Origin of the sequence: Pseudomonas sp. NFR09, assembly GCF_900111535.1 — a bacterium.
Classification (GTDB): Bacteria; Pseudomonadota; Gammaproteobacteria; order Pseudomonadales; family Pseudomonadaceae; genus Aquipseudomonas; species Aquipseudomonas extremorientalis.
In genome coordinates this window covers 29,872-55,530 of record NZ_FOIH01000003.1, presented here as the reverse complement: position 1 = coordinate 55,530, position 25,659 = coordinate 29,872, and the positions used below count along the sequence as shown (strand labels likewise).

The 25,659-nt window shown below is 62.5% G+C and carries 23 protein-coding genes; 11 read left to right on the top strand and 12 right to left on the bottom strand.

The features are described 5' to 3' along the window. Nucleotides 1–25: 25 nt before the first annotated feature. Entirely contained in the window at nucleotides 26–838 is an 813-nt protein-coding gene (locus BMX59_RS07750; RefSeq protein ID WP_092250181.1) for a class I SAM-dependent methyltransferase, read from the bottom strand. Nucleotides 839–992: 154 nt separating this feature from the next. On the opposite strand from BMX59_RS07750, the gene BMX59_RS07745 reads away from it, so the two are divergent. From BMX59_RS07745 to BMX59_RS07735, 3 genes are all read left to right on the top strand, one after another. Further along, nucleotides 993–2,231, top strand: a complete 1,239-nt coding sequence (locus tag BMX59_RS07745; RefSeq protein WP_092250282.1) for an MFS transporter — start codon at nucleotides 993–995, stop codon at nucleotides 2,229–2,231. A 142-nt stretch (nucleotides 2,232–2,373) separates the two neighbouring features. Then, the gene (locus BMX59_RS07740) at nucleotides 2,374–3,960 is read left to right on the top strand and encodes an ABC-F family ATPase (protein ID WP_083351449.1); all 1,587 of its coding nucleotides are present in this window, start codon (nucleotides 2,374–2,376) and stop codon (nucleotides 3,958–3,960) included. 194 nt (nucleotides 3,961–4,154) lie between these two features. Further along, the gene (locus BMX59_RS07735; protein ID WP_093120939.1) at nucleotides 4,155–5,330 is read left to right on the top strand and encodes an MFS transporter; all 1,176 of its coding nucleotides are present in this window, start codon (nucleotides 4,155–4,157) and stop codon (nucleotides 5,328–5,330) included. Here BMX59_RS07735 and BMX59_RS07730 read toward each other — a convergent pair. The 3 genes from BMX59_RS07730 to BMX59_RS07720 form a co-directional block, all read right to left on the bottom strand. Then, on the bottom strand, nucleotides 5,324–6,361 hold the full coding sequence (locus tag BMX59_RS07730) for an alpha/beta hydrolase family protein (protein ID WP_071488437.1): 1,038 nt from the start codon (nucleotides 6,359–6,361) through the stop codon (nucleotides 5,324–5,326). The two genes, BMX59_RS07735 and BMX59_RS07730, sit on opposite strands and share 7 nt — an antisense overlap. 206 nt (nucleotides 6,362–6,567) lie before the next feature. Continuing rightward, the gene (locus BMX59_RS07725; protein WP_092250187.1) at nucleotides 6,568–7,179 is read right to left on the bottom strand and encodes an FMN-dependent NADH-azoreductase; all 612 of its coding nucleotides are present in this window, start codon (nucleotides 7,177–7,179) and stop codon (nucleotides 6,568–6,570) included. A 119-nt stretch (nucleotides 7,180–7,298) separates the two neighbouring features. Next, on the bottom strand, nucleotides 7,299–8,225 hold the full coding sequence (locus BMX59_RS07720) for an AraC family transcriptional regulator (protein WP_093120938.1): 927 nt from the start codon (nucleotides 8,223–8,225) through the stop codon (nucleotides 7,299–7,301). Nucleotides 8,226–8,382: 157 nt separating this feature from the next. Between BMX59_RS07720 and BMX59_RS07715 the strand changes: the two genes are divergently transcribed. Genes BMX59_RS07715 through BMX59_RS07705 form a run of 3 tightly spaced genes read left to right on the top strand, consistent with a single transcriptional unit; the run spans nucleotide 8,383 to nucleotide 11,083 of the window. Then, the gene (locus BMX59_RS07715) at nucleotides 8,383–9,762 is read left to right on the top strand and encodes an NAD-dependent succinate-semialdehyde dehydrogenase (RefSeq protein WP_093120937.1); all 1,380 of its coding nucleotides are present in this window, start codon (nucleotides 8,383–8,385) and stop codon (nucleotides 9,760–9,762) included. Between the two features lie 59 nt (nucleotides 9,763–9,821). After that, nucleotides 9,822–10,730 (top strand): LysR substrate-binding domain-containing protein, encoded by a 909-nt coding sequence (locus BMX59_RS07710; RefSeq protein WP_092250195.1) that lies wholly within the window; start codon nucleotides 9,822–9,824, stop codon nucleotides 10,728–10,730. Next, nucleotides 10,727–11,083 carry an MmcQ/YjbR family DNA-binding protein gene (locus BMX59_RS07705; RefSeq protein WP_093120936.1) on the top strand — a complete coding sequence of 119 codons (357 nt, stop codon included), beginning with the start codon at nucleotides 10,727–10,729 and terminating at the stop codon, nucleotides 11,081–11,083. The genes BMX59_RS07710 and BMX59_RS07705 overlap by 4 nt, the downstream gene beginning before the upstream one ends. Here BMX59_RS07705 and BMX59_RS07700 read toward each other — a convergent pair. Both BMX59_RS07700 and BMX59_RS07695 read right to left on the bottom strand, forming a co-directional pair. Continuing rightward, nucleotides 11,072–11,455: a DUF1294 domain-containing protein gene (locus tag BMX59_RS07700; protein ID WP_092250201.1), complete on the bottom strand. Its 384-nt coding sequence runs from the start codon at nucleotides 11,453–11,455 to the stop codon at nucleotides 11,072–11,074. The genes BMX59_RS07705 and BMX59_RS07700 overlap by 12 nt on opposite strands. Continuing rightward, nucleotides 11,452–12,282 (bottom strand): undecaprenyl-diphosphate phosphatase, encoded by an 831-nt coding sequence (locus tag BMX59_RS07695; RefSeq protein WP_071488443.1) that lies wholly within the window; start codon nucleotides 12,280–12,282, stop codon nucleotides 11,452–11,454. The genes BMX59_RS07700 and BMX59_RS07695 overlap by 4 nt, the downstream gene beginning before the upstream one ends. 219 nt (nucleotides 12,283–12,501) lie before the next feature. Between BMX59_RS07695 and BMX59_RS07690 the strand changes: the two genes are divergently transcribed. The 3 genes from BMX59_RS07690 (at nucleotide 12,502) to BMX59_RS07680 (ending at nucleotide 15,473) form a co-directional block, all read left to right on the top strand. Continuing rightward, complete coding sequence (locus BMX59_RS07690; RefSeq protein ID WP_093120935.1) at nucleotides 12,502–14,136, top strand: methyl-accepting chemotaxis protein; 1,635 nt, start codon at nucleotides 12,502–12,504, stop codon at nucleotides 14,134–14,136. Between the two features lie 228 nt (nucleotides 14,137–14,364). Further along, complete coding sequence (gene pnuC / locus BMX59_RS07685; RefSeq protein ID WP_010210641.1) at nucleotides 14,365–14,928, top strand: nicotinamide riboside transporter PnuC; 564 nt, start codon at nucleotides 14,365–14,367, stop codon at nucleotides 14,926–14,928. Next, entirely contained in the window at nucleotides 14,925–15,473 is a 549-nt protein-coding gene (locus BMX59_RS07680; RefSeq protein ID WP_092250208.1) for an AAA family ATPase, read from the top strand. Before pnuC ends, BMX59_RS07680 begins: the two co-directional genes overlap by 4 nt. On the opposite strand, the gene BMX59_RS07675 is transcribed toward BMX59_RS07680, so the two are convergent. Further along, nucleotides 15,435–15,875 (bottom strand): MarR family winged helix-turn-helix transcriptional regulator, encoded by a 441-nt coding sequence (locus BMX59_RS07675; protein ID WP_093120934.1) that lies wholly within the window; start codon nucleotides 15,873–15,875, stop codon nucleotides 15,435–15,437. The two genes, BMX59_RS07680 and BMX59_RS07675, sit on opposite strands and share 39 nt — an antisense overlap. A 74-nt stretch (nucleotides 15,876–15,949) precedes the next feature. On the opposite strand from BMX59_RS07675, the gene BMX59_RS07670 reads away from it, so the two are divergent. Then, nucleotides 15,950–17,071, top strand: a complete 1,122-nt coding sequence (locus BMX59_RS07670) for an FAD-dependent oxidoreductase (protein WP_093120933.1) — start codon at nucleotides 15,950–15,952, stop codon at nucleotides 17,069–17,071. On the opposite strand, the gene ggt is transcribed toward BMX59_RS07670, so the two are convergent. Continuing rightward, complete coding sequence (ggt, locus tag BMX59_RS07665) at nucleotides 17,065–18,789, bottom strand: gamma-glutamyltransferase (protein ID WP_071488448.1); 1,725 nt, start codon at nucleotides 18,787–18,789, stop codon at nucleotides 17,065–17,067. The two genes, BMX59_RS07670 and ggt, sit on opposite strands and share 7 nt — an antisense overlap. A 160-nt stretch (nucleotides 18,790–18,949) precedes the next feature. Here ggt and BMX59_RS07660 point away from each other — a divergent pair, with 160 nt between their 5' ends. After that, the gene (locus BMX59_RS07660) at nucleotides 18,950–19,597 is read left to right on the top strand and encodes a TetR/AcrR family transcriptional regulator (protein WP_093120932.1); all 648 of its coding nucleotides are present in this window, start codon (nucleotides 18,950–18,952) and stop codon (nucleotides 19,595–19,597) included. Between the two features lie 120 nt (nucleotides 19,598–19,717). Here BMX59_RS07660 and BMX59_RS07655 read toward each other — a convergent pair whose 3' ends face one another. The 4 genes from BMX59_RS07655 to BMX59_RS07640 all read right to left on the bottom strand — a co-directional run bounded on the left by BMX59_RS07655 (nucleotide 19,718) and on the right by BMX59_RS07640 (nucleotide 25,582). Next, nucleotides 19,718–23,251 carry a molybdopterin cofactor-binding domain-containing protein gene (locus BMX59_RS07655; protein ID WP_093120931.1) on the bottom strand — a complete coding sequence of 1,178 codons (3,534 nt, stop codon included), beginning with the start codon at nucleotides 23,249–23,251 and terminating at the stop codon, nucleotides 19,718–19,720. After that, nucleotides 23,251–23,733, bottom strand: a complete 483-nt coding sequence (locus tag BMX59_RS07650) for a (2Fe-2S)-binding protein (protein WP_071488450.1) — start codon at nucleotides 23,731–23,733, stop codon at nucleotides 23,251–23,253. Before BMX59_RS07650 ends, BMX59_RS07655 begins: the two co-directional genes overlap by 1 nt. Nucleotides 23,734–23,906: 173 nt before the next feature. Continuing rightward, nucleotides 23,907–24,341 (bottom strand): MarR family winged helix-turn-helix transcriptional regulator, encoded by a 435-nt coding sequence (locus tag BMX59_RS07645; protein ID WP_092250227.1) that lies wholly within the window; start codon nucleotides 24,339–24,341, stop codon nucleotides 23,907–23,909. A gap of 188 nt (nucleotides 24,342–24,529) precedes the next feature. Then, nucleotides 24,530–25,582, bottom strand: coding sequence for a 2,5-dihydroxypyridine 5,6-dioxygenase (locus tag BMX59_RS07640; protein ID WP_093120930.1), 1,053 nt, complete (start codon nucleotides 25,580–25,582; stop codon nucleotides 24,530–24,532). Nucleotides 25,583–25,659 lie beyond the last annotated feature (77 nt).

The window sequence follows — 25,659 nt, the reverse complement described above, 5'->3', positions numbered from 1 at the left end:
CGTTTTTGCTTTTGGAAAAGCCCTCTCACTCAAGACGCCTGGTGGCGGTCAAGGTAAAGCACATCGGCAATTGTGCGGGCTGGTGCTCGTACTGGTCGTACAGTTCTTCGCGATTGGAATGGGGATATTCCTGCAGGTGGCCGATCTGCAACTGCGCGCCGATCGCGGCACTGACTATGTCGCCTAAGGTATGCACGTACCAATAGGAGGTCGGTCCGGCCACTTCACCCTGGCCTTCATAGACAATCGACTCCTGCAGCACGAACGGCTCGCGCTGAAAGTAGGAACTGGCCGGCAGGAATGGGTTTTGCGCCCGGGGATCGAACACCTCCAGAAACGGGTGGGTTTCATACATCACCAACGTGCCCCCCGGCTTGAGGGTGCGCGCAACATGCTGCATGAACAGCGCTGCATCCGGCATCCAGCCCAACACCCCAATCGTAACCAGGGCAATATCGAAGCGCCCGTGCAACGCTGGCGGCAGATGATGGATGTCACTCTCGATGAACTCAGGGTTGTGCGGCGAGACATCGGCCAACTCCCGGGCCTGCTGGAGGAACGCCGGGGATTGATCCACCCCTACCACCGAACGTGCGCCCAGGCCAAACAGCGACAGGCTTTCGCGGCCATTGTTGCAGCACAGCTGCACCACGTCCTTGCCGGCCACGCCAATGTCTTGCAGCAGCCCGGTAATCGTGGGGTCCAGGCAGGAAAAGTCCGCCTGGCCGACGCTGTTGAGCAACGCGTTCCAGGTGTCGGTGGTCTTGTGCAGGCCGGCCGATTGATCCCAGGCGTCTTTGTTGCAGGCAATTGCCTGTTGAGCTGAGGGCATGTCCATTGCGTCTCCAGGTAATCCATAAAAAGGGGCTCAGAAAATAAGCCATGTCCCCACGGAATAAAACCCAGCTAATGCACGAAACTTAACGCAAGGCCAACGGGTCACTAACGCAATGCGTGTTCAGTCCTTGAACACCGCTTGCGAAGTGCTCGCCGTGGCCAACCATTCCGACCTGCGTAATACCTTGTCCCTCGACAGCCTGAATTTCTTCCTCGCGGATGTGCGCGACGGCCTCGGTCCCTACCTGGCCATTTACCTGCTGGCCGTGCACAAATGGGACCCGGCCAGCATCGGCGTGGTCATGACCCTGGCAGGCATCGCGGCATTGATCACCCAAGGCCCGGCGGGCGCGTTGATCGACCGCACCCGCAGCAAGCGCGCGGTGATTGCGCTGGCCGCCATTGTGGTAACCGTCAGTTGCCTGATGCTGCCCTTTGTCAGCTCGTTCAGCCTGGTGGCATTGACACAGGCAGCCAGCGCTGTCGCTGCCTCGGTGTTCGCGCCGGCGATTTCCGCGATTTCCCTGGGAATCACCGGACCGCGCGCGTTCACCCGCCGCACCGGACGCAACGAAACCTTCAACCACGCCGGCAATGCCGTGGCTGCCCTGTTGGCCGGCGGCCTGGCCTACTTGTTTGGTCCGGTGGTGGTGTTTTACCTGATGGCGTTCATGGCGCTCGCCAGCATCATTGCGATCAGCTGTGTGTCCGCCGAGGCCATCGACCATGAAGTGGCCCGCGGCTTCGACCCGGAACATCACACCGACCATGAACAACCATCCGGGATGAAAGTGCTGCTGGCCAATCGTCCGCTGTTGCTGTTTGCCATTTGCTGCGCCCTGTTTCACTTGGCCAACGCCGCCATGCTGCCGCTGGTCAGCCAGAAACTGTCGCAGATCAACCTGCAGATGGCCACGCCGCTGACCTCGGCGTGCATCGTCGCCGCGCAGTTGGTGATGGTACCGATGGCCTGGCTGGTCGGACTCAAGGCTGACCTGTGGGGGCGCAAACCGTTGTTGATGATCGGCTTCATGATCCTGCCGCTGCGCGGCGTGCTCTACACCTTGTCCAATGATCCTTACTGGCTGGTGGCCGTGCAAATGCTCGACGGCATTGGCGCGGGGATCTTCGGCGCGCTGTTCCCGGTGATCGTCAAGGACCTGACCCAAGGCACCGGCCGCTTCAACGTCAGCCTGGGCGCCCTCTCCACCGTGTTTGGCCTGGGCGCGGCGTTGAGCAGCAGCCTGGCGGGTTTCGTGGTGCAGCAAGCCGGCTACAACGCTGCCTTCCTGACGCTTGCCGGCGTTGCGGCGCTGGCCTTGGCGTTGTTATGGCTGGCGATGCCGGAGACCTTGGAGAAACCTTCCTTCGCCGGACATACAACTGTCGCCTGACATATGCGACAATGCGCGCCAAATTCCAACACACATCCCCCATTTTCTGCTCAGCGACCGGGTTTCGCGCCTTGATGTCGCTGTTGACGCATGCCTGAAGGCTCTTGCCAACACGCTCGCAACCCATTGATAGGTAAAGTAATTGATCTCCACAGCTAACATCACCATGCAGTTCGGCGCCAAGCCGCTCTTCGAGAATGTCTCGGTCAAGTTCGGCGCTGGCAACCGTTATGGCTTGATCGGTGCCAACGGTTGCGGCAAGTCGACCTTCATGAAAATCCTCGGCGGCGACCTCGACCCGTCCGGCGGCCAGGTCATGCTGGAACCGAACGTACGCCTGGGTAAACTGCGCCAGGACCAGTTCGCGTACGAAGAATTCACCGTGCTCGACACCGTGATCATGGGCCATGAAGAGCTGTGGAAGGTCAAGGCCGAGCGCGACCGCATCTACTCGTTGCCGGAAATGAGCGAAGAAGACGGCATGGCCGTGGCCGAGCTGGAAACCGAGTTCGCCGAGATGGACGGCTACACCGCCGAATCCCGCGCCGGTGAGCTGCTGCTGGGCCTGGGCATTCCCCTGGAACAGCACTTCGGCCCGATGAGCGAAGTGTCTCCAGGCTGGAAACTGCGCGTATTGCTGGCCCAGGCGCTGTTCTCCGATCCTGAAGTGCTGTTGCTCGACGAACCGACCAACCACCTGGACATCAACACCATCCGCTGGCTGGAAAACATCCTGACCCAGCGCTCCAGCCTGATGATCATCATCTCTCACGACCGTCACTTTCTGAACAGCGTGTGCACCCACATGGCTGACCTGGACTACGGCGAGCTGCGCCTGTTCCCGGGCAACTACGACGAGTACATGACCGTGGCGACCCAGTCCCGCGAGCAACTGCTGTCGGACAACGCCAAGAAGAAGGCGCAGATCTCCGAACTGCAATCCTTCGTCAGCCGCTTCTCGGCCAACGCCTCCAAAGCCAAGCAGGCCACCTCCCGTGCCAAGGCGATCGACAAGATCCAGCTGGCCGAAGTCAAGCCGTCGAGCCGGGTCAGCCCGTTCATCCGTTTCGAGCAGAACAAGAAGCTGCACCGCCAGGCAGTCATGGTCGAAAAAATGGCCAAGGGCTTCGACGGCAAGCCGCTGTTCAAGGACTTCAGCTTCCAGGTCGAAGCTGGCGAACGCGTGGCGATCATCGGCCCGAACGGTATCGGCAAGACCACCCTGCTGCGCACCCTGGTCAACGAACTGACCCCGGACGCCGGCAGCATCAAGTGGACCGACGCCGCGGAACTGGGCTACTACGCCCAGGACCATGCGCATGACTTCGAAGACGACGTGACCCTGTTCGACTGGATGGGCCAGTGGACCCAGGGCGAGCAAATGATCCGTGGCACCCTGGGCCGTATGCTGTTCTCCAACGACGAGATCCAGAAGTCGGTCAAGGTGATTTCCGGTGGTGAGCAAGGCCGCATGTTGTTCGGCAAGCTGATCCTGCAAAAGCCGAACGTACTGATCATGGACGAACCGACCAACCACTTGGACATGGAATCCATCGAAGCGCTGAACCTGGCGCTGGAGAACTACCCGGGCACGCTGATCTTCGTCAGCCACGACCGTGAGTTCGTCTCGTCCCTGGCCACCCGTATCATCGAGTTGAGCGCCACCGGCGTGATCGACTTCAGCGGCAGCTATGACGACTACCTGCGTAGCCAGGGTGTGGTGTTCTAAAGCACTCCGCCAAAAAGCCGTGCCAAGCGGGCCCGTTGTGATTGAACGGGCCCGCTCGCCACAACAAGCCCGCTCGCCACAACAGCATCGTTTACCGCACAAAGCCTATTCATCAGACAAAGTCGTTAGCCAGCTTCCTTTTCCCCCGCGCCCTTGCCATCATGCCCGCACCGCCCGCCCGCGAACGAGTGCCCATGCCTGCCGCCGCCCCCAGCTCGATATCGATCACCCTGCAGATCGTTTCCATTGTCTTCTACACCTTCATCGCATTTATCTGCATCGGCCTGCCGATTGCGGTGATTCCTGGCTATGTACACGAACAACTGGGTTTCAGCGCGGTAGTGGCCGGGATCACCATCGGCTCGCAGTACCTGGCGACGCTGCTCAGCCGCCCCATGGCCGGGCGCATGTCAGACAACGTCGGCACCAAGCGTGCGATCGTGCTGGGCCTGGCCGGGATTCTAGTGAGTGGCGTACTGACGTTCTTCGCCACGCTGGTGGCAAGCCTGCCATCGTTGAGCCTGGGCATCCTGATCGTCGCGCGGCTGCTGCTGGGGGTGGCCCAGGGGCTGATCGGCGTGGGCACCATCAGTTGGTGCATGGGCGCGGTGGGTGCGGAACACACCGCACGGTCGATCTCGTGGAATGGTATTGCCTCCTACGGTGCCATCGCGATTGGGGCACCGCTTGGCGTGGTGATGGTCGCGGAATATGGCTACCACAGCCTCGGCATCGCACTGACGGTATTGTCCGCGCTAGGGCTGGTGCTGATCCGCAATAAACCCTCGGTGCCGGTGGTACGTGGCGAACGGCTGCCGTTCTGGGCGGTATTCGGACGTATCGCGCCGTTTGGCGCCAGCCTGTGCCTGGCTTCGATTGGCTACGGCACCCTCACCACCTTTATCACCCTGTACTACCTCAATCGTGGCTGGGCCGGCGCGGCTTACTGCCTCACGGTATTCGGCGTGTGCTTTATCCTGTCGCGACTGGTGTTTATCTCTGCCATCAGCCGTTTCGGCGGTTTTCGCGCAGCCGTTGCCTGCATGACCATCGAGACCCTCGGCCTGACCCTGCTGTGGCTGGCGCCGTCCACCGGGGTGGCATTGATCGGCGCCGGGCTGACCGGCTTTGGCTTGTCGCTGGTGTACCCGGCGCTGGGTGTGGAAGCCATCAAGCAGGTGCCCAACAGCAGCCGTGGCGCGGGGCTGAGTGCGTATGCGGTGTTTTTTGACCTGGCCCTGGCGATTGCCGGGCCGTTGATGGGCGCCGTGGCGCTGAACCTCGGCTACGGCTGGATCTTCTTCTGTGCCGCACTGTTGTCGGTCACGGCCCTGGGCGTGACCCTGCTGCTTATGCGCCGCGCTTACTGATCAGCGGTCTGCAAGCCTGCCCGGGTAGATTGGCCGAGGGTGTGACTGAAGAACCGCCCCGCCTCGGAGATCAGGTCGCGGTGAATGCCTTCACGGTCAACCCCATCGGCATCCGTGCAGATCGCCGGCATTGTTGCCAACTGATCGCTGTCGCACGGCGCCATGAACACGAAGTGCCCTGCCCCGGCCAAGAGCTTGAAGTCCGGCGGCTCCGGCAGTTTGCGCGCCAGCGCGGCGGCGTTCTTGTCCACCGCCACCAACTTGTCGCCGTCGCCGCTGTAGAGCAGCACGGGCACATGCACATCGGCCAGGGTGTGACGGCCGAACATCAGGCTCAGCGGCGCCATCAACATCAAGGCATGAATGCGCGGGTCGGATTGCGGTTGCAGGTCATCACGGTCCACCACCAGTTCGCCCTTGGTGGTGCAGGCGTCGCGATCTTCCGGACGCTCCTGGCAATACCGGCGCAGGCGGTCGAAATCCGGCTTGGCGCCGGCCAGGATCAACGCGGTCTCACCCCCGGCTGAATAGCCAATGACACCCACCTGGTCCACGTTGACGAATGGCGAGAGCATCGGGTCGCCCAGGGTGGCGGTAATCGCTTCGGAAATCTGGATCGGTCGCCCGTACAGGTTGCTCACCGTGCCCAGGCGACTGTGATCCTTGTAATTGTCGCCAGGGTGCAGCACCGCTACCACTACAAAGCCCTTGCGCGCCAGGGAGGTGGCCAGGTCATGCAGCGCCAGCGGCGTGCCGGTGTTGCCGTGGGACAGCATCAGCATCGGGAAACGGCCGATGGCGATCTTGGCATCTTCGGTAGCGGCGACGTGGTAGGCGCCCAGTTGCGTGGTGTGCTCAAGGCCGGTGGACGGGTAGAACGCCACGGCTTTCATCGGCTGCAGATCCAACGGATCCAGAAACGTCATGCGATGGAAGCCCACACTCCAATGCGGGTGCGGCGCAGGTGCGGCGTGCACTGAAATCAGGCCGCCGAGCAGGGAAAGAACCATAACGGCACAAAGACGCATCATGGGGATGTCCACCTTTGCTGCGTGAGAACCGACATATCGAAAAAAGTCCAGGGTGTTAAACCCACGCTTGCACAACCTGGGCCAAAGTAATGACAGCGCACAAACGAAAAAACTCCGTACTCCGTTCGCTTTGAGGCGAGCAGAATACAGAGTTTAGGCGCCCGGCTTCAGAATGAAACCGAGGGAAGGCGGAATTTACACAAGCCTTACGCGGTGGCGAACAATTGTTCGTTGATGACTGCGTTGGCGTCGTTCAGGGCTTTGCTGCGCACTTCATCACCGTAGGCCAGGCCTTCGGCGCGTACGATTTCGATATCGGTGATACCCAGGAAGCCAAACAGCAGCTTCAGGTAGCCTTCATGGGCAGCACCCGAGGCCTGGCCGGCGTGCAGGCCGCCTGCGGTGGACACGATGATGACCTTCTTGTTGCCGCACAGGCCTTCAGGGCCGGCTTCGCTGTAGCGAAAAGTCTGGCCGGCGACGGCGATACGGTCGATCCAGGCTTTCAACTGGGTCGGAATGGTGAAGTTGTACATCGGTGCGCCAACTACTACTGCGTCGGCGGCGAGGAATTCAGCCAGCGACGAAGCGCTCAGGTCAGCCTCATGCTTCTGCGCGGCATCACGCAGTTCGGCGGCGGTGCCTAGGGCGCCGAGGGTTGCGCCGGAAAAGTGGTTGATGCCTTCGCTGGCCAGGTCACGGTAGGTCACTTCCACACCCGGTTCAGCCGCTTGCCAGGCCTTGACCACGCCCGCGCTGAGCTGACGGGACGCCGAGTTGTCGCCGAGGATGCTGGAATCGATATGCAACAGTTTCATGCGGAATCTCCAAGTGAGGATCGCCGTGGGGCGTTCGAGTGAGGTTCATCCTACAGATGATCCGAATAAAGGATTAGACCATTGAAACGCGACTGTTTGTCCCGCCAGCAGGACAATGTTCAATGGGACGACACGTAAATCGACGCCGACGTAGGCGCCGGCAACGCATAGGTGCGTTTCATCCACTGGATTTCCGCCTGGGGTGTGCGCCCGAAGAAGCGCTTGAACTCGCGACTGAACTGCGAAGGGCTTTCATAGCCGACCTTGGCACTTGCCGTGGCGGCGCTGATATCGCTGCGCAGCATCAGCAAACGCGCCTGGTGCAGGCGCGTGGACTTGAGGTACTGCATCGGCGAGGTGTCGGTGACCGTGCGGAAATGCGCGTGAAAGCTCGGCACGCTCATCATCGCCTCCCGGGCCAACGCCTCCACGTCCAGGTGCTGGGCATAACACCCATGGATCTTGCGAATCGCCCGCGCCACCTTGCCGAACTGCCCCTGGCGATTCAACGCGGCGCGCATCGAACCGCCCTGCTCGCCCGTGAGGATCCGGTAGTAGATTTCGCGCATCAACGCCGGGCCAAGGATGTGCGCGTCCATCGGCGTGCCCATGGCTTGCAGGAAGCGCAACAGCGACTCGCTGAGCAAGTCATCCATGGGCGATGAATACATGCCCCGCGGTTTGGCGTCGACCAGCGCCGGAAACTCATCCAGCGCCACCATCAGTTCGGCCGCGAGGGTGAAGTCCAGGCGCAGGTACACCGCCAGCATGGGCTCGGCTTCGCTGGCGTCGGTCTCCATGGTGAACGGCACCGGCACTGACACCACCAGGTAATGCCGGGCGTCGTACAGGTAAACCTCCTCCCCCAGGTAACCGCGCTTGCGCCCCTGGCAGACCATCACGATGCCGGGGTCATACAGCACCGGCACCCGCTGCAAGGGGCGGTTGGAGCGCAGGAAGCGCACGTCATCCAGAGCGCTGAGGTTATAGCCCTCGACAGGCGCCAGGGTGTCCATCAGCGCGATGATTCTGTCTGTACGGTCCATGGATCCTGGCCTCTGTGCAAAGTGCCACGGTAGCGCGCAATCCGCATCCAGGCTACGGCCTCATAGGAATAGGCAATCAGCACATTGGAATGGATATTCGCTCAAACACTGTCTCTGCGTAGCCTGGAACCGCACTTTCAGCCCTCGGAGACTCCCCATGCTTATCGTCTACAACCCTGCTACCGGCGAAGAAGTCGGCCGCGTCGCCCAGAACACCACCCACCAGGTCAAGGCCGCCGTCGACCGTGCCTGTGCCGCCTTTCCCGCATGGTCGTCCAGGCTGGCCAAGGAGCGCAGCGACCTCCTGCGCCACTGGCATGACGCGGTCAAGGCCGACAAGGAAGCCTTCGCCGAATTGCTCTGCCGCGAAAACGGCAAATGCCTCAGTGAAGCCCGTGGCGAGATCGACTACGGCCTGGGCTTTATCGAGTGGTATGCCGAAGAGGCCAAGCGCGTGTACGGCGACACGATCCCCACCCATGACCGCAACGCCAACGTGCTGGTGACCAAGGAGGCCATCGGCCCGGTCGCCGCCATCACCCCGTGGAATTTCCCGTTCATGATGATCACCCGCAAGGTCGCCACGGCCCTGGCCGCCGGTTGCACCATGGTGATCAAGCCTGCCGAGGATACACCGCTGACGGCCTTCAAATTGCTGGAGTACGCACGCAAGGCTGGCATCCCGGAAGGCGTGCTGGAGGTGGTAGCGGGCGACCCCAGGGAGATCGGCCTGATCCTCACGGGCGACCCGCGTATCCGCAAGATCTCGTTTACCGGTTCCACCGGCGTTGGCAAATTGCTTGCCGCACAATGCGCGGCAAGCATCAAGAAGATGACCCTGGAGCTGGGCGGCAACGCCCCGTTTATCGTGTTCCAGGACGCCGATCTGGATGAGGCAGTGAAGGGACTGGTCGGTGCCAAGCTGCGCAACTCAGGCCAGGTATGCATCTCGCCGAACCGGATATTTGTGCAGCACAGCATCCTCGAGGACTTCATCCAGCGCGTGCAGCATGCAGTGGCCGGGATCGAAGTGGACCAGGGCCTGCGTGAAGGTTTTGTGGTCGGCCCGCTGGTCAATCAAGCGGGCTTTGACAAGGTCGTGCGCCTGGTGGAAGCCGCCAAGGCTGCCGGAGCCAGCGTGCTGATGGGCGGCAGGCCCCACGCCAGGGGCGGCCTGTTCTACGAGCCGACGGTGTTGACCGGTTTGCGGGACGACTCCCCCCTGGCGACCGAGGAGATCTTCGGGCCGGTGTTCGCCATCTACTCGTTCAAGGACGAAGAAGAAGTGATCGCCCGCGCTAACCAGACGGAGTTCGGCCTGGTCGCCTATGCCTACACCAGCGCGCTGGGGCGATCGTTGCGCCTGTCGCACCAGTTGGAGGCCGGGATGGTGATTCTCAACTCAGGCTCGGTCGGCACCGCGTCGGTGCCGTTTGGCGGGATCAAGCAGTCCGGGTATGGCCGCGAAGGCAGCTATTACGGGATCGAAGAGTATGTGCAGGTGAAGTATGTGTTGATGGGCGGTGCGCATTTGTAGTGGATTTGCCCTCGTCAGGCGCGGATAGTTCGTCCCATTGACAGGACAATGGGCTGACCATGCAAGACCTCAACGACCTCTATTATTTCGCCAAAGTCGTCGAAGCCGGCGGTTTCGCCGCCGCCGGCCGGCTGCTGGGAATTCCCAAGTCGCGGCTGTCGCGGCGCATCGCCGAGCTGGAAGAGCGCCTCGGTGCACGCCTGCTGCAACGTACCACCCGCCAGCTTACCCTCACCGCCGTCGGCGAACGCTACCTGCGCCATTGCCAGGCCATGCTGCTGGAGGCGGAAATGGCCGATGAGGCCGTAGCCAGCATGTCCAGCGAGCCCCGTGGGCGACTGCGGGTGAGCTGCCCGGTGGGCATGGCCCAGCACATCCTGCCGGAGCTGGTCGCCGGTTTTCTTGCCGCCCACCCTCAGGTGCAGTTGGAGATGACCCTGGTCAACCGCCGCGTCGACCTGGTGGCCGAAGGCATCGATGTGGCCTTGCGCGTGCGTGAGCTGGGCGATGAGGACCCGCTGTTGGTGACCAAACGCCTGCGCCAGGCCCAGACCGTGCTGGTGGCCAGCCCCGCACTGATGCTCGGGCGTCAGGTCACGACCCTGGACGACCTCAAGCAGCTGCCGATCCTCGGTGCACTGGAGGCGGACCGGCTGGTGCACCAGCGCATTCTCGATCCCCTGGGCAACGCCCACGACCTGGCGATGGAAGCCCGCCTGGGTATCGACGACTTTATCGTGCGCAAAGCCAGCGCCATCATGGGCCTGGGCTTTACCGTACTGCCGATGATGTACTGTGAAGAGGAACTGGCAAACGGCCGGTTGGTGCAACTGTTGCCCGAATGGTCGTTGCCGGGCGGTTGGCTCCAGGCCGTCTACCCGCATCGGCGCGGCGTGCTGCCGGCGATCCGGGCCTGGATCGACTACCTCGAAGAAGGTTTCAAAGGCTGTGGAGACCGCTTGCTATGAAGATGACCGAAGCACAAGTCGCGGCGTTCTGCCTGGCGCTGCCCGGCGCGCGCGAAGACTACAAATGGGGCGGCGTGCGGGTGTTCTCGATTGCCGGCAACAAGATGTTCGCCCTGCAAAACCTGCGCGGTGACTCGCTGGCGTTCAAGGTCGACAAGGAACTGTTCCTGGGCCATGTGGATCGCCCCGGCATCCACCCGGCGCCGTACCTGGCGCGTGCACAGTGGATCATCATGAACACGCCCTACCCACTGGGCGCCGAAGAACTGCGCGGCTTGTTGCAGCGTTCCCACCAGTTGGTGGTGAGCAAGTTGCCCAAGCGCACGCAGGTCGGGTTGCGGCTAGAGGACTGAGAGCAAGGTGCCGCCGAGGAACAACTGGTCCAGCCAGAACACCTCATGCAACAGCACGATCACCCAGAACAGCACCTGGTACGACACCTTGCGCGTCTTGTGCCGGAACACCTGCTGGGCAATCAACGCTCCCGGCCAGCCACCCGCCAGCTCCACGGCGTGCAGGATGTTTTCCGGGGTGCGCCAGCGGTCGGTCTGCGCTTTGCGCTTGTCGCTCCAGTACAGGAAAAACGCGATCACGCTGACGACACCATAGGCGGCCAGCGGGATCAGCGTCTCGCCGCGATACCAGACCAGCGCGGCCCCTATCAACGGCGGCGCGCACAACAGCGCGAAGATCGCCGCCTTCAAACGCGGATACTGGATGTTCAAGGCTTGACCGCCGTCCAGTCGATCCAGCCGAACTGCCAGGTCGCCAGGATCAGCAGGCCGAATGCGATGCGGTACCAGGCAAATGCCGCGTAGCTGTGGCTGGCGATGAACTTGAGCAAGCCCTTGACCGCAATCATCGCGAAGATGAACGAGGTCACGAAGCCGATGGCGAACACCGGGAAATCCGCTGGCTGGAACAGGTCACGGTACTTGTAGCCCGAGTACAGCGCAGCACCGACCATGGTCGGCATGGCCAGGAAGAACGAGAACTCGGTCGCGGTCTTGCGCGACAGGCCGAACAACAGGCCGCCAATGATGGTCGCACCGGAGCGCGACGTGCCGGGGATCATGGCCAGGCACTGGGCGAAGCCGATCTTGACCGCGTCTTTCCAGGTGATCTCGTCGACGGTGTTGGCGTGGCTACGGTGCTGACGCTGCTCGGCCCACAACATGATGATGCCACCTACCACCAAGGCGGTTGCCACGGTGATCGGGTTGAACAGGTAGTGCTTGATCAGGTCGGCGAAGATCACCCCCAACACCACTGCCGGCAACACGGCAATGATCAGGTTGATGGTAAAGCGCTGGGCATTGCGCTGGGTCGGCAAACCGATGACCACGTCGAGAATCTTGCGGCGAAACTCCCAGACCACGGCAAGGATCGCACCCAGCTGGATGATGATGTTGAAGGCTTCGAAACGCTCGCCGCCGAAGCCGATCAAGTCGGCGACGATGATCTGGTGGCCGGTGCTGGAAATCGGCAGGAACTCGGTCAGCCCCTCCACAACGCCAAGAATCAATGCCTGTATGGCGGTCCAAAAATCCATGCTTCCCCCAAAGGTCTTGCTCTATGGCAAGCCTTGTTGATCTTTTTAATGGTTCACTGACGACAAGACCCGGGGGTGACTCTCACACCCGGTACGCAAAAATCTTGTGAAAAATCAGACAGTACTCAGGTTTTCCGAATACAGGCCGAAAGCCTATCAGACAAGGCGGAAAAGTCGATGCAGCGCCCACAATTATAAAAAGCACGGAGTGACAGGACGATGAACAGTTTGCGCAATATGTCGATCAGCCGGCGCCTCTGGCTGATCCTGATAGTCGCCGTGCTGATGCTGCTGGCCCTGGGTTTATTGATGCTCAAGCAGATCCACGACGACCTTTACCAGGCCAAGCGCCAACAGACCCAACACGTGGTCCAGACCGCCAGCGGGATCCTGACGTTTTATCACGGCCTGGAAACTACCGGCGTCATGACCCGCGAAGCCGCCCAGAAACAGGCCCTGAGTGCCGTGCGCGGTTTGCGCTATGACCATGACGACTACTTCTGGATCAACGACCTCACGCCGGTGATGATCATGCACCCGGCCAACCCCAAGCTCGACGGCCAGAACCTCTCGGCCATCCGCGACCCCGACGGGTTTGCGGTGTTCAATGAATTCGTGAGCCTGGCCAAGGCCAAGGGCGCCGGCATCGTCAACTATCGCTGGCCGAAACCGGGTGCCGAAGCGCCGGTGGCCAAGACCTCGTATATCCAGTTGTTCGAGCCGTGGGGCTGGATCATCGGCTCCGGCGTGTACGTGGACGATGTGCAGGCCGAGTTCAGCGGCCAGGTGTGGAAAGCCTCGTTTATCGGCCTGGGTATCGCGGTGCTCATGGCATTGCTGGTAGCGCTGATCGCCCGCAGCATCGTGCGGCCGTTGCAGGATGCGGTGAACGCCATGGGCAACATCGCCAGCGGCGAAAGCGACCTGACCCGCAGCCTCGACACCCATGGCCAGGACGAAGTCACCCAACTGGCCCGGCACTTCAACAGCTTCACCGCCAAGCTGCGCCAGGTGGCCAGCCAGTTGCAGGAATGCGCCAACGCCTTGGGCCAGTCGTCCCAGGAACTGGGCACCAATGCGACCCAGGCCCATGATCGCAGCCAGCAGCAGTCCCAGCAGATGGAGCTGGTGGCTACTGCCATCAACGAAGTCACCTACGGCGTGCAGGACGTAGCCAAGAACGCCGAACACGCCGCCAGCGAAATGCGCGACGCCCAGGCCCAGGCGCAACAAGGCCAGGTCAATATCGACGGCAGCCTGCAACAGATCGACCAGCTCTCCGGCACCATCAGCCAGGCGGTGGAGGTGATCCGTACCCTGTCCGCCGAAAGCACCCAGATCGGCAGCGTGCTCGAAGTGATCCGCTCGATCGCCGACCAGACCAACCTGCTGGCCCTCAACGCGGCAATTGAAGCGGCGCGTGCCGGCGAGCAAGGCCGCGGCTTTGCCGTGGTGGCCGATGAAGTGCGGCTGCTGGCCCAGCGCACACAAAAGTCCACCGCCGAGATCCAGGGCATGATCGAGCGCCTGCAGGGCCACTCGGAAGCGGCGGTCAAGGTGATCAGCGACAGCCACAGCGCCTCCCAACTGACCATCGAACAAGCCGGCCAGGCCGGGGCCAGCCTGACCGCCATCGGCCAGGCATTGCGCAACCTCAACGGCCTCAACGCCTCGATTGCCAGCGCGACGCTGCAACAGGCCCATGTGGTGGAAGACATCAACCAGAACGTCACCCAGGCGGCCGGGTTGTCCCACAGCACGGCACTGGCGGCGGAGCAGTCGAGTCTGGCAAGTGCACAGTTGCGTGGCCTGAGCGACCAGCTCGACGGCCTGCTGCGCCAATTCAAGATCTGATGCTGCTTGTGGCGAGCCCGCTTAATGTGGCGAGCGGGCTCGCCCCGCGTTGGGCTGCACAGCAGCCCTAAAACCAGACACCGCATACTGTCAGACAGTACGCGGCGTATTTATTGGGGCTGCTACGCAGCCCAACGCGGGGCAAGCCCGCTCGCCACAGAGATAATGCCCGCAGCATTCTTCTTTGGTTACAATCCCCGCCCTCTCCCACTCTCCCAAGGAACCACCATGTCCGGGCTTGAACTGTTCGCCGCCGCCCTCGGGGTGATCGCGGTGTGGCTGACCGTCAAGCAAAACCCCTGGTGCTGGCCCATCGGCCTGGTCATGGTGCTGCTGTACACCTGGGTGTTCTTCGATGTGAAGCTCTATTCCGACATGCTCTTGCAGGTGGTCTACGCCGCGCTGCAGGTCTACGGGTGGTGGCAGTGGACCCGCGCCGGCGAGGTCAAGCAAGGGCGCCAGGTCACCAGCCTGGGAGTGCCGGCGATCATGGCCAGCCTGGCCGTGGGCGCAGTGGGCAGCCTGTTGCTCGGCGCCGCCATGGCGCACTGGACCGATGCCGCCCAGCCCTGGCTGGACGCCGCCCTCACCGGCTTCAGCCTGGTGGCGCAGATGTGGATGGCGCAGAAACGCGTGCAGTGCTGGCCACTGTGGATCGCAGTGGATGTGATCTTCGTCGGGCTGTTCCTCTACAAAGGCCTGTACCTTACCGCCGCGCTCTATGCACTGTTTACCGTGATCGCCGTGCAAGGCTGGCGTGAATGGCGCGCCGATCCGGCGTTGCACGCATGAAGGTGGTGGTACTGGCCGGCCCGGAATCCAGCGGCAAAAGCTGGCTGGCCGCAGAGTTGCAGGCGCATTTCGGCGGGTTGATGGTCGGTGAATATGTGCGCCATTTCATCGATCACCATCAGCGCGACACCACCCTGGCCGATATCCCGGCCATTGCCCGTGGTCAACTGGCCTGGGAAGACGCCGCCCGCGCCCAACAGCCTGCGCTGTTGATCCTCGACACGCATTTGCTGACCAACAAGCTCTGGAGCCAGACCCTGTTCGGCGACTACCCGGCCTGGCTCGACAGCGAACTGCTGGCCCGCCATTACGACCTGCACTTGTTATTATCGCCGGAGGATGTGGAATGGACCGCCGACGGGCAGCGCTGCCAGCCGGACCTGGCGGATCGCCGAGCGTTCTTCCGTGGCAGCCTGGAGTGGCTCGAGCACCATCAGCAGCCCGCCCTGGTGATTCGTGGTCATTGGGCACAGCGCCGCGCCACCGCGTTGGCCGCGGTTGAACAGCTACTCGCCGGCACGCTCCAGGTTGGCATTCACCCTTAGCAGCAACGCCAGCAAGGTCGCCTCTTCCTCTTCACTGAACCCCTCCAGCGCCTGCGCGCTGCCTTGCAGCATGATCGCGCGGGCGGCGGGCATGCGTTCGCGCGCCGCATCGGTCAGGGTAATCAAGCGGCTGCGTTTATCAGCCGGGTCAGCCACCCGCTCGATCATGCCGTCACGCTCCATACGGCCCAGCAACTGGGCCATGCTCGACTGCTCGACACGGGCAATGCGCACCAGTTCGGCCTGGGGCAAACCCTCGCTGTGCTTGAGCGCCGCCAGCACCGGAATCTGCGCGACAGCAAAGCCCAGCTCTCTCAGGCGACCTTCGTAGAGGCGGATGAAACCGCGGTTCGCCAGGCCGATCTGTTGCATGGGGTTTGGAGCAGGCGTTTGAGTCTTCATGAGGGCGTTGACTTTCCATAGGATCCTATGAACTAAATGTATAGGATCCTATAAACATCGCCAAGGACAATTTCATGAATACCTCATTGCGCATCGCCATCGTCGGCGCCGGCCCCGGCGGGTTGACCTTGGCGCGAATCCTTTACCGCCATGGCGTCCACGCCAGCGTATTTGAACGTGAACGCAGCCCGCTGGAGCGCCCACAAGGTGGCACGCTGGACCTGCATGCCGAATCCGGCCAACTCGCCTTGCAGCGTGCCGGCCTGGAGGATGCATTCAAACGCATCGCCCGTTACGAAGACCAAGGCTCGCGCTTGATGGATCAGCACGGTCGCTTGCTGTTCGAAGCCCCCAACCCGGACGCGGGCGACCGCCCTGAAGTCGACCGTACCGCCTTGCGCCAGGCGCTGCTGGACTCACTGCCGCCAGACTGTGTGAGCTGGGGTGTCAGCGTCACCGACGTTCGCCCGACCGGTGATGAACGCTGGACACTGCATCAAGGCGCCCTCACCCACGGCCCCTTCGACCTGGTGGTGGGTGCCGACGGCGCCTGGTCGAAAATACGCCCGCTGCTGTCGACCTATCAGCCGCAATACAGCGGGTTGACCTTCATCGAGTTCGGCATCGACGATGCAGACCGTCAGCACCCGCACCTCGCCGCACTGGTCGGCCGAGGCACCCTGCAGGTTGCCGGCGAAGCCAGGGCGATCATCGTGCAGCGCAACGCCAACGCGCATTTGCGCGGCTATGCGATCTTTCGCGTGCCTTCAGACTGGTGCGCCGATCACCTCAGCCTGCCCGCACTGAAAGCCCAGTTCCATGGCTGGCACCCGCAGGTATTGGCATTGTTTGATGCGGCGAACGAGACGCTACTGGCGAGACCGATCCACGCCCTGCCCGTCGGCCATCGCTGGTCCCACCGCCAGGGGTTGACGCTGATCGGCGATGCGGCCCATCTGATGTCGCCGTTTGGCGGCGAAGGGGTGAACGCGGCGATGCTGGATGCGGCCGAACTGGCGCGGCACCTGCTGGAGACACCCGACTGCTCATCAGCAGTGCAGGCCTATGAAAACCACATGTTCGAACGAGTGATACCGGCGGCCCAGGGCAGCGCCGAAGCCGCCGCCATCCAGTTATCCCACGACAGCCTGGCGCTGTCCCTGGCCCACCTGCATCACCACCTCACGCCTCAGTAGCCCAACGACAGCCCCGTATTGCGACGCGGGTCATTCGCCCCATAGAAGCGGTTGTTACCCACCGGCTTGCCATCCAGGGACGGCGCGCCCACCAGGATCGCCGCCAGGTGGTTGGCATCCTGCGGGCCGGCAAACTTGTGGCCCCAGCTTTCGAGGATCTTCTGGGTATCCGGGCTCACTGCAAACCGCTCGAGGTTGGTGGTTTCCGGCATCCACTGCTGGTGGAAACGCGGTGCGTCCACGGCTTCCTGGATGTTCATCTTGTAGTCGATGACATTCAGGATGGTCAGCAAGGTCGCCGTGATGATGCGACTGCCACCCGGCGTACCGACCACCATCACCGCCTTGCCATCCTTGGTCACGATGGTCGGGCTCATCGACGACAGCGGCGCCTTGCCCGGTGCGATGGCGTTGGCTTCACCCTGGACCAGGCCGTACATGTTCGGCACGCCGACCTTGACGGTGAAGTCGTCCATTTCATCGTTGAGGATCACCCCGGTCTTGCTCGCCATTACGCCCGCACCGAACCAGTCGTTGAGGGTGTAAGTGACCGACACCGCGTTGCCCCACTTGTCGACGATGGAGTAGTGAGTGGTGTTGTTGCCTTCATGGGGCGACACGCCCGGCTTGATCGCCTGGGAATCGCCAGCTTTTTGCGGTTCGATGGCGTCACGCAGTTTGGCTGCGTAGTTTTTGTCCAGCAGGTGCTCGATCGGGTTCTTCACGAAGTCCGGGTCGCCGAGGTAGCTGTTGCGGTCCACGTAGGCGTGGCGCATGGCTTCGATCTGGTAGTGCAGGCCCTGGGCCGAGTGATAGCCCAGGTCGGCCATCGGGTAGCCTTCGAGAATGTTCATGATCTGGCAGATCACTACGCCACCCGAGCTTGGAGGCGGTGCCGAGACCACGTGGTAGCCACGGTAGTCGCACTCGATGGGTGCCAGTTCGCGGGTCTTGTACTTGTCGAGGTCCGCCTGGGTGATGATGCCCTTGCCGGCCTGGCTGGAATCCACCAGCGCCTTGGCCACCCAGCCTTTATAGAAACCATCGCTGCCCTTGGCCGAGATTTCCTTGAGGGTCTTGGCCAGGTCTTTCTGCACCAGCTTCTGGCCGACCTGCATCGGCTGGCCGTTGTGCAGGAAGATTGCGCGCATGTCCTTGTCTTTTTCGAATTCGCCGGTGGCGGTGTGCAGCAGGTCGATATCGCCCTGCTCCAGGGCAAAGCCGTTTTCCGCCAGCTTGATCGCCGGGGCGATGACCTGGGCGCGCTTGAGGGTGCCGTATTTGCTCAGCGCCAGTTCCATGCCCGACACGGTGCCGGGGACGCCGACAGCCAGGTGGCCCTTGGCGCTGAGGCCGTCGATGACGTTGCCGTCCTTGTCCAGGTACATGTCGGCGGTCGCCGCCAACGGGGCTTTTTCGCGGAAGTCGAGGAAGGTCTTGCGCCCGTCCGCCAGTTGCACGGTCATGAAACCGCCGCCGCCCAGGTTACCCGCCGCCGGGTACACCACCGCCAGCGCATAGCCCACGGCCACAGCAGCGTCGACCGCATTACCGCCGGCCTTGAGCACGTCTACCCCCACATGAGTGGCCAAATGCTGGGCCGTTACCACCATGCCGTTTTCACCGGCCACCGGGGCCTGGGAAGCGGCCTGCACACCACTGACGGTCAACACCAGGGCGGTGGCAATCAAGGTACGGCTGAAAGGTTGGTATTTCATCCATGGCTACTCTAGTTATTGAGACGCACCAAAATAGCCCGTTGCGGATTTAATCCCCAGCGCAATGGCGTTTTTATTACAGAACTTGTCGGTCATGGAACGGACGTGAAAAAGCCCATGCTATATTTCGCGCCCTGACTGTCCTGCAAGGCGCTCTGACATGGTGATCAAGAAGACCGGCATTCGCGCCCAACAGGCCGACCAGACCCGCGCGCGCATCCTCCAGGCGGCGGTCAAGGTGTTCACCCGTGACGGTTATTCCGGCGGGCGCGTCGACAGCATTTCCAAGGAAGCCGACTCCAACGACCGCATGCTTTATTACTATTTCGGCAGCAAGGAACACCTGTTCGTCTGCGTGCTGGAACACATCTATGAGCAGTTCAACCAAGCCGAAAGCAAGCTCAAGCTGGACCTGGGCGCACCGGAGCAGGCCCTGCGCGACCTGGTGGCGTTTATCTGGAATTACTACGTCAAGCACCCGGAATTCGTGGCGATCCTGAGCATCGAGAACCTGCACCAGGGCAAGCATGCCCAGCAATCCGGCGAGATGCGCAGGTTGTCGGGGGAGGCCGTGGGCGTCTTGAAGCCGATCATCGAAGCCGGCCAGGCCCAGGGCGTGTTTCGCCAGGATGTCGACCTCAAGCACGTGTACCTGATGATCGCCTCGCTCTGCTACTTCTATAACTCCAACCGGCATACCCTCAGCTCATTCCTCGGTGAAGACCTGGCGAACAAAGGGCAGCAGCAGGATTGGCTGGGGTTTATCAGCGATTTAGTGGTACGCGGCGTCACCCCGACCTCCCTGTAAGAACCGAATCCAACTGTGGGAGAGGGCTTGCCCGCGATAGCGGTGGGTCAGCTAAACATAGGCTGGCTGATGCACCGCCATCGGGGGCAAGCCCCCTCCCACATGTTTTACCCCATTGCGTCAATGGGTGCCGGGGTTGGCGCGCAGATGCGCCACCTTCTGCTCCAACCCCTTCCACTGCGGCGCATTCGGCGCAAATTGCCCGCGCAGATACGCCGCCAGATCCGCCACCTGGCTGTTCGACAGACTGTCCTTGAATCCCGGCATATACCCCAGGTCCTTGGTCGCCGGGTGGCTGATGCCTTGCAGAATCACCTTGATCAAGTTATCCGGCTGGTCGCTGTGCACATTGGTATTGGTCGCCAGCGACGGGCTTACCCCAAACAGCTTCGGCCCCAGCCCCTCGGCATGGCAGGCCTTGCATGAACCTTCAAATACGCGTCGGCCATTGGGATTCGGCACGCTGACGGCGGCCGCCACCTGGGCCTCGGCTGCGGCTTCGCCATTGAGCGACGCCAGGTACACCGCCATGGCGCGGATATCCGCCTTGGGCAGTTTGGACAATTCACTCACCACCGGTCCCATCGGACCTGCGGCCACGCCATGGGCGTCGGAATAGCCGGTACTCAAATAGGTGAACAACTGGTCTTCGGTCCATGGCGTCGGCGCCTTGGACAGGCCGGTCAGTGCCGGTGCTTCCCATCCATCGACCATGCCCCCGGCCAGGAACGCCTTGCCGCCCTTCTCCGCTCCCATCACATTGCGAGGGGAATGACAGGCCGCACAATGCCCCAGGCCATTGACCAGGTAGTTGCCACGATTCCATTGCTCGCCACGCTCCGGCTGCGGGGTGATTTCGCCACGTCGCAGGTTCAGTGCATTCCACCCCGCCATCAACGGCCTGATGTTGAACGGAAAGCCCATGGCATTCGGCGTCGGCGCCTGACTCACCGGCGCCTGGGACATCAGGTAGGCGTACAGCGCCTGCATGTCCGCATCGTTGATATTACGGAACGCCGTGTAGGGAAACGCCGGGTATAGGTTGCGCCCGTCGCGGCCGATACCGTCGCGCATCGCACGCTCGAACGCCGGGTACGACCAGGCACCGATGCCGGTCTCCACGTCCGGGGTGATATTGCTGCTGTACAGCGTGCCGAAGGGGGTTTGCATCGCCAGCCCACCGGCATTGGTCGCGCCGCCCGGCGCCGTATGGCACACCGCGCAATCGCCGACTGCCGCGAGCAAGCGCCCGCGTTCCAGAGTGGCCTTGGACCAGGTGCCGGCGCTGGGCGGCGCAATCGGGGCGATTTCATTGTGGAATGGCCAGGCCGTCGCCAGCACCGCGCCCAGGGTGGCGAACAGCGCGCCGAACCACCATTTGCGCCGTTTCTCCGGCGACTTGGCCGGCTCGCCCAGGGTGCCGGCATTCAGCGCCGCCAACACCCGCTCCGGGGTGATCGGCAACTCGCGAAAACGAATGCCGGTGGCGTCGTAGATCGCATTGGCAATCGCCGCCGCGCTGGGCACCGATGCCGACTCACCGGCGCCCAGGGGCGGCTGGTCCTGGCGCGGCATCATCATCACGTCAATCTGCGGCACTTCAGGGAAGGTCAGGATCGGGTAACCGCCCCACTCCTTGCTCGCCACCGTCGATTCTTCAAAGGTCACGCGCTCTTTCAGCACACGGCTGGTGGACTGGATCACATTGCCGTGGATCTGATGCTGCACCCCGGTCGGGTTGATCATCATCCCCGAGTCATGGCCGATCACCACGCGGGTCACCGACACATCGCCGGTCTGCTTGTCGATGGCCACGTCCGCCACCCACGCCGCCCACGCCGCGCCGAAACCGGGGAACTTGCTGTGGATGTAGCGCGCGTAGGCAAAGCCCCGGCCACGCAGCAGGTGGTCCTCATTGGCGGTCTGCATCGGCGCGGTGCGCGGGGCCCAATTGGCGCGCTCGGCGGTGGATTTGACCAAGTCGATGGCGCGTTCGTCCTTGAGGTAGCGCAGGCGATACTCCACCGGGTCGACACCGGCGGCGAAGGCCAGTTCATCGATATAGGATTCGTGGGCAAAGGTGTTGGGCAACGCCGACACGCCGCGCATCCACGAGGCGCGCACAATGGGCGCCATGTCGTTGATGCTCACGCGCATGTTGTCGATGTCGTAGGGCGGAATCGAGGTGCGGTCGCCCATCTCAAACATCGCCGCCACCGGTTCCACGCGGCCGGTCAGCAACAACGCCAGGGTTGGCGCGCCGTTGGAGGGGTAGCTGGTTTCAAAGTCGTAGGCGGCAATGCTGCCATCGGCGTTCAGGCCGCCATCCACATCCATCAACTGCGCAGTGCCCTTGGGCTCCCACAGGTGTTCCTGTTCACGGCTCAATTGCACGCGTACCGGTTTGCCGACTGCACGGGACAGCAACAAGGCATCGGCACACACATCATCCGCGCAATTGCGCCCATAACAGCCGGCGGCTTCCATGCGGATCACATCGATCAGCGCCTCATCACACTCCAACAGCCACGCCAGGTCGGCGCGCAGCAGGTGCGGGTTCTGGCTGCCCGACCACACCCGGCTGCCGGCCGGCGAGTAATCCGCCACGCCACAGGAGGGGCCGATCGAGCCGTGCATCTGGTACGGCCACAGGTAACTGCGCGGCATGCGCTGGCTGGCACCCGCCAGGGCTTCATCGACATTGCCCTGGTCAAGCACGGTGCGGCGCACGCGAGGGTTGTCGCGGATGGCCTGCTCGACATCACGCATGTCCGGCAAGGCGTTGTTCCAGGGTTTCCAGTGCACCTGCAAGGCGCTGGCGGCCTTGATCGCCTGCTCCTCACGCAACGCGACCACGCCGACAAAATCGCGGATGACCACCACCGCAACAATGCCGGGAATATGGGCGATGGACGACTCATCCACGCTCAACAGGCTGTTGCCGACAAAATCGCCGCAATCCAGCCCCGCATACGGTGGGCGGATCACCCGGCCATGGAGCATGCCCGGTACGCGCATGTCGTGCACGTAAGTCAGCTCACCGGTGGCCTTACCGGGGATATCCACCCGTGCGGCGCCCTTGCCCACCAAGCGATAGTCCTCAGTGGCCTTTAGCGGCGCGTCGCCGCTGATGCGCAGTTGGTCGTGCTGGCCGCTGACCAGTTCGCTATAGGTGGTGGTGCGCCCATCCGGCGCTTGAATAACGCCAGCATCCACTTTCAGGCCGGCTGTACTCACGCCCCAGCGCCCCGCTGCCCGCGCCAACAGAAAACGCCGGGCTTCGGCGGCCGCGTTGCGCAGGGGGATTGCTGATATCTGCAACGTAGCGCTGGCAATCGTCGCGCCCTGGTTGGGCACGCGCTCGGTATCCCCAAGCACCATCTGCACCTGGTCCATCGCCAGGTCCAGTTCCTCGGCCACGATCTGCGCCAGCGACGTACGGATGCCGGTGCCCAGGTCCACATGGCCGTTGAACGCATACACCAGGCCGTCATCGTTGACCGCAATAAACAGCCCAAGCTCCTTGGGCTTGACCGTGGGCGTGCCACCCTTGGCCACCGGCCCCGAGGGCGGCAGCACATCATCGACGATCAACAGGACACCGGCCTTGGCCAGCCATTGGTCACGGGAAAGCGGAATGTTCGGCATGGTCATCACTCCACGGTCATCAGGCGGGCCGCACGCAGCACGGCGCGCAGGATTTCGATATGGGTGCCGCAGCGGCAGAGGTTGCCCGACAGCTCGTTGCGCACCTGGGCTTCGCTGGGGTTGGGGTTACGGTCGAGCAAGGCCTTGGCGGTCATGATCATGCCGTTGAGGCAGTAGCCACATTGCGCGGCCTGCTCGTCGATAAAGGCTTGTTGCACCGGGTGCGGCGCCTGGCGCGTGCCCAGGCCTTCGAGGGTGACAATCTCGCGGCCCACGGTCCCCGACAACGGAAACACGCAGGCGCGCGCCGCCACCCCATCGATGATCACGGTGCAGGCACCGCACTCCCCCAGGCCACAGCCATATTTGGGACCATTGAGTTCCAGGTCATTGCGCAGCACCAGCAACAGCGGCGTGTCCGCCATGGCGCTGACTTCGTGTGTTTGCCCGTTGACCTCAAGCGCTACTGTGATGTGCTGGCTGATCATGTGCTTCGCCCGTAACAGTTGATGAAGTACCCACTACATGAAACAGTCAAAAAAAAGCGTCGCGGACCTGGGGCCTCGCGACACACTTGACTGGTGAAGTGATTACTACACGAACTTAGAGCAAGATCGGTGCCAGAGGATGTTGTGGTGAGGGGGGGGCGCGCCCACCCCAATCAGTCCTGGGGATCGTCAATCATCTTGCGCAGCAGGAACAGCACCGCCACCCGTTCGGCGGGGTTGAGATTGCTCATGGTCAATTCACTGATCTGCGCGGCACGGGGCGTGGTCTGGGCGACCAGTTCGGCGCCTGCCGGGGACAGGTCCACCACCACCTTGCGCTTGTCCTGCGGGTCCGGTTCCAGGCTGATCAGTGCCTTGGCCTTGAGCCGCTCGACGATCCCACGGATGGTCGCCTGGTCCACCGCAGTCGCCTTGACCAACTCGGTCAGCGAACTTGCACCGTGATCGCGCAGTGCGCACAGGGTCACGAACTGCACGGCGGTGAGCTGTGAGTCGCCGACATTCTGCTGAAAGATCGCCAGGTGGCGCTGGTAGGCCTTGCGCAGCAGGTGGCCAACTTGTTCAGAAAAGACGTAGGAATCAGGCACGGCTTGGCTCGGTGGATGGCTGGCGATGGGGAAGCATGATGGCTTCGTTGTTGGATGCACTCAAGTTTCTCATGCTCGAATGTAGTCTACATGTGGGAGGGGGCTTGCCCCCGATGGCGGTGTATCAGCGAGCTAATTTCCAGCTGCTCCTCCGCCATCGGGGGCAAGCCCCCTCCCACACGGGTTAATCAGCGGGCCAGGGAGCCTGCTGGGGCAACCACATCCCCTGCAATCACGACGGCCTCATCATCCAGGTACACATCGCAATTGCGCAGCGGAATGTCCATATGGCACGGCGTCTTGCGTGTCCCGCCGACTTCGGTGTTCGGCCCGGTGGAGAACAGGAAATTGCCATAGAACGCCCGCGCATCCATGCACATGCCGTCGTTCTTGTCGTGCAGGCCCATGGCGGTCCACTGCGCCCGTGGCTGCAGGCCCCAGCCGATATGGGAGATGCCGTACACCTCGGGGTCGTTGAAGTACTTCATGTAGTCACGCAGGTACTCGGCCTCGAACCCCCCGTGGATCTTCGTGATGAAGCCCTTCTCGATCTCCAGGGTGATCTTCTCGCGGGTGTAGGTCTTGAAGGGCAGCAGGATGTCGCCGATGTCCAGCACCAGCACGCCCTCGGCGGTTTCTTCGTTGGGCCAGGAAAACAGGAAACCGCTGGGCCAGTGGTCCCAGCGCCCCGGTTCATCGGCAAAGCCGTATTCGGTCACGCAGGGGTATTGCCCCAGGGCGGCACGGAAGTCACTGCCGGCGCGGGATTTGACATGGATCGAACGCGCCTTCTTCAACAACTGCTCGGCCGCCAGCACACGCACCTTGTCCTCTTCGGTGGGCAGCATGCGCGCCAGCACTTCCGGAGGTTCCACGGCCAGCAGAATGCGCGTGCCGGTCTTGAGGATCTGCTCCTGCTCCGGCGAGTGCAGCAGCATCATGGTGTCGACGATCAGATCCGCCGCCTCCAGGGCGCGCTGGGCGGCGATATTACCGGTGAGCGCGGTGTCGCCGCAGTAGGCGGTCATGTCGTTGCCCATGGCCTTGGGATGGTTGAACGATGGCAACTCCACCGCATACACCTTGGCCCCCAGGCGCTGCGCGGCGTCCATCGCGGCGCGCACGGTGCGCGGGTCGGAATAATGGCTCTTGAGCACGGCGACGCTCTGGGTCGGGTCGACCCTGGACAGCTTCAACACGTGCTCGAACATCTGGGTCAATTCGCAATCGCTTACCGGCATTTTCCTGTCTCCTGTGGGCCCGCACCAAGTTCAGGCACTGCGCTTCACTCTAGTGCACTTTTATAGCGTATACGCCA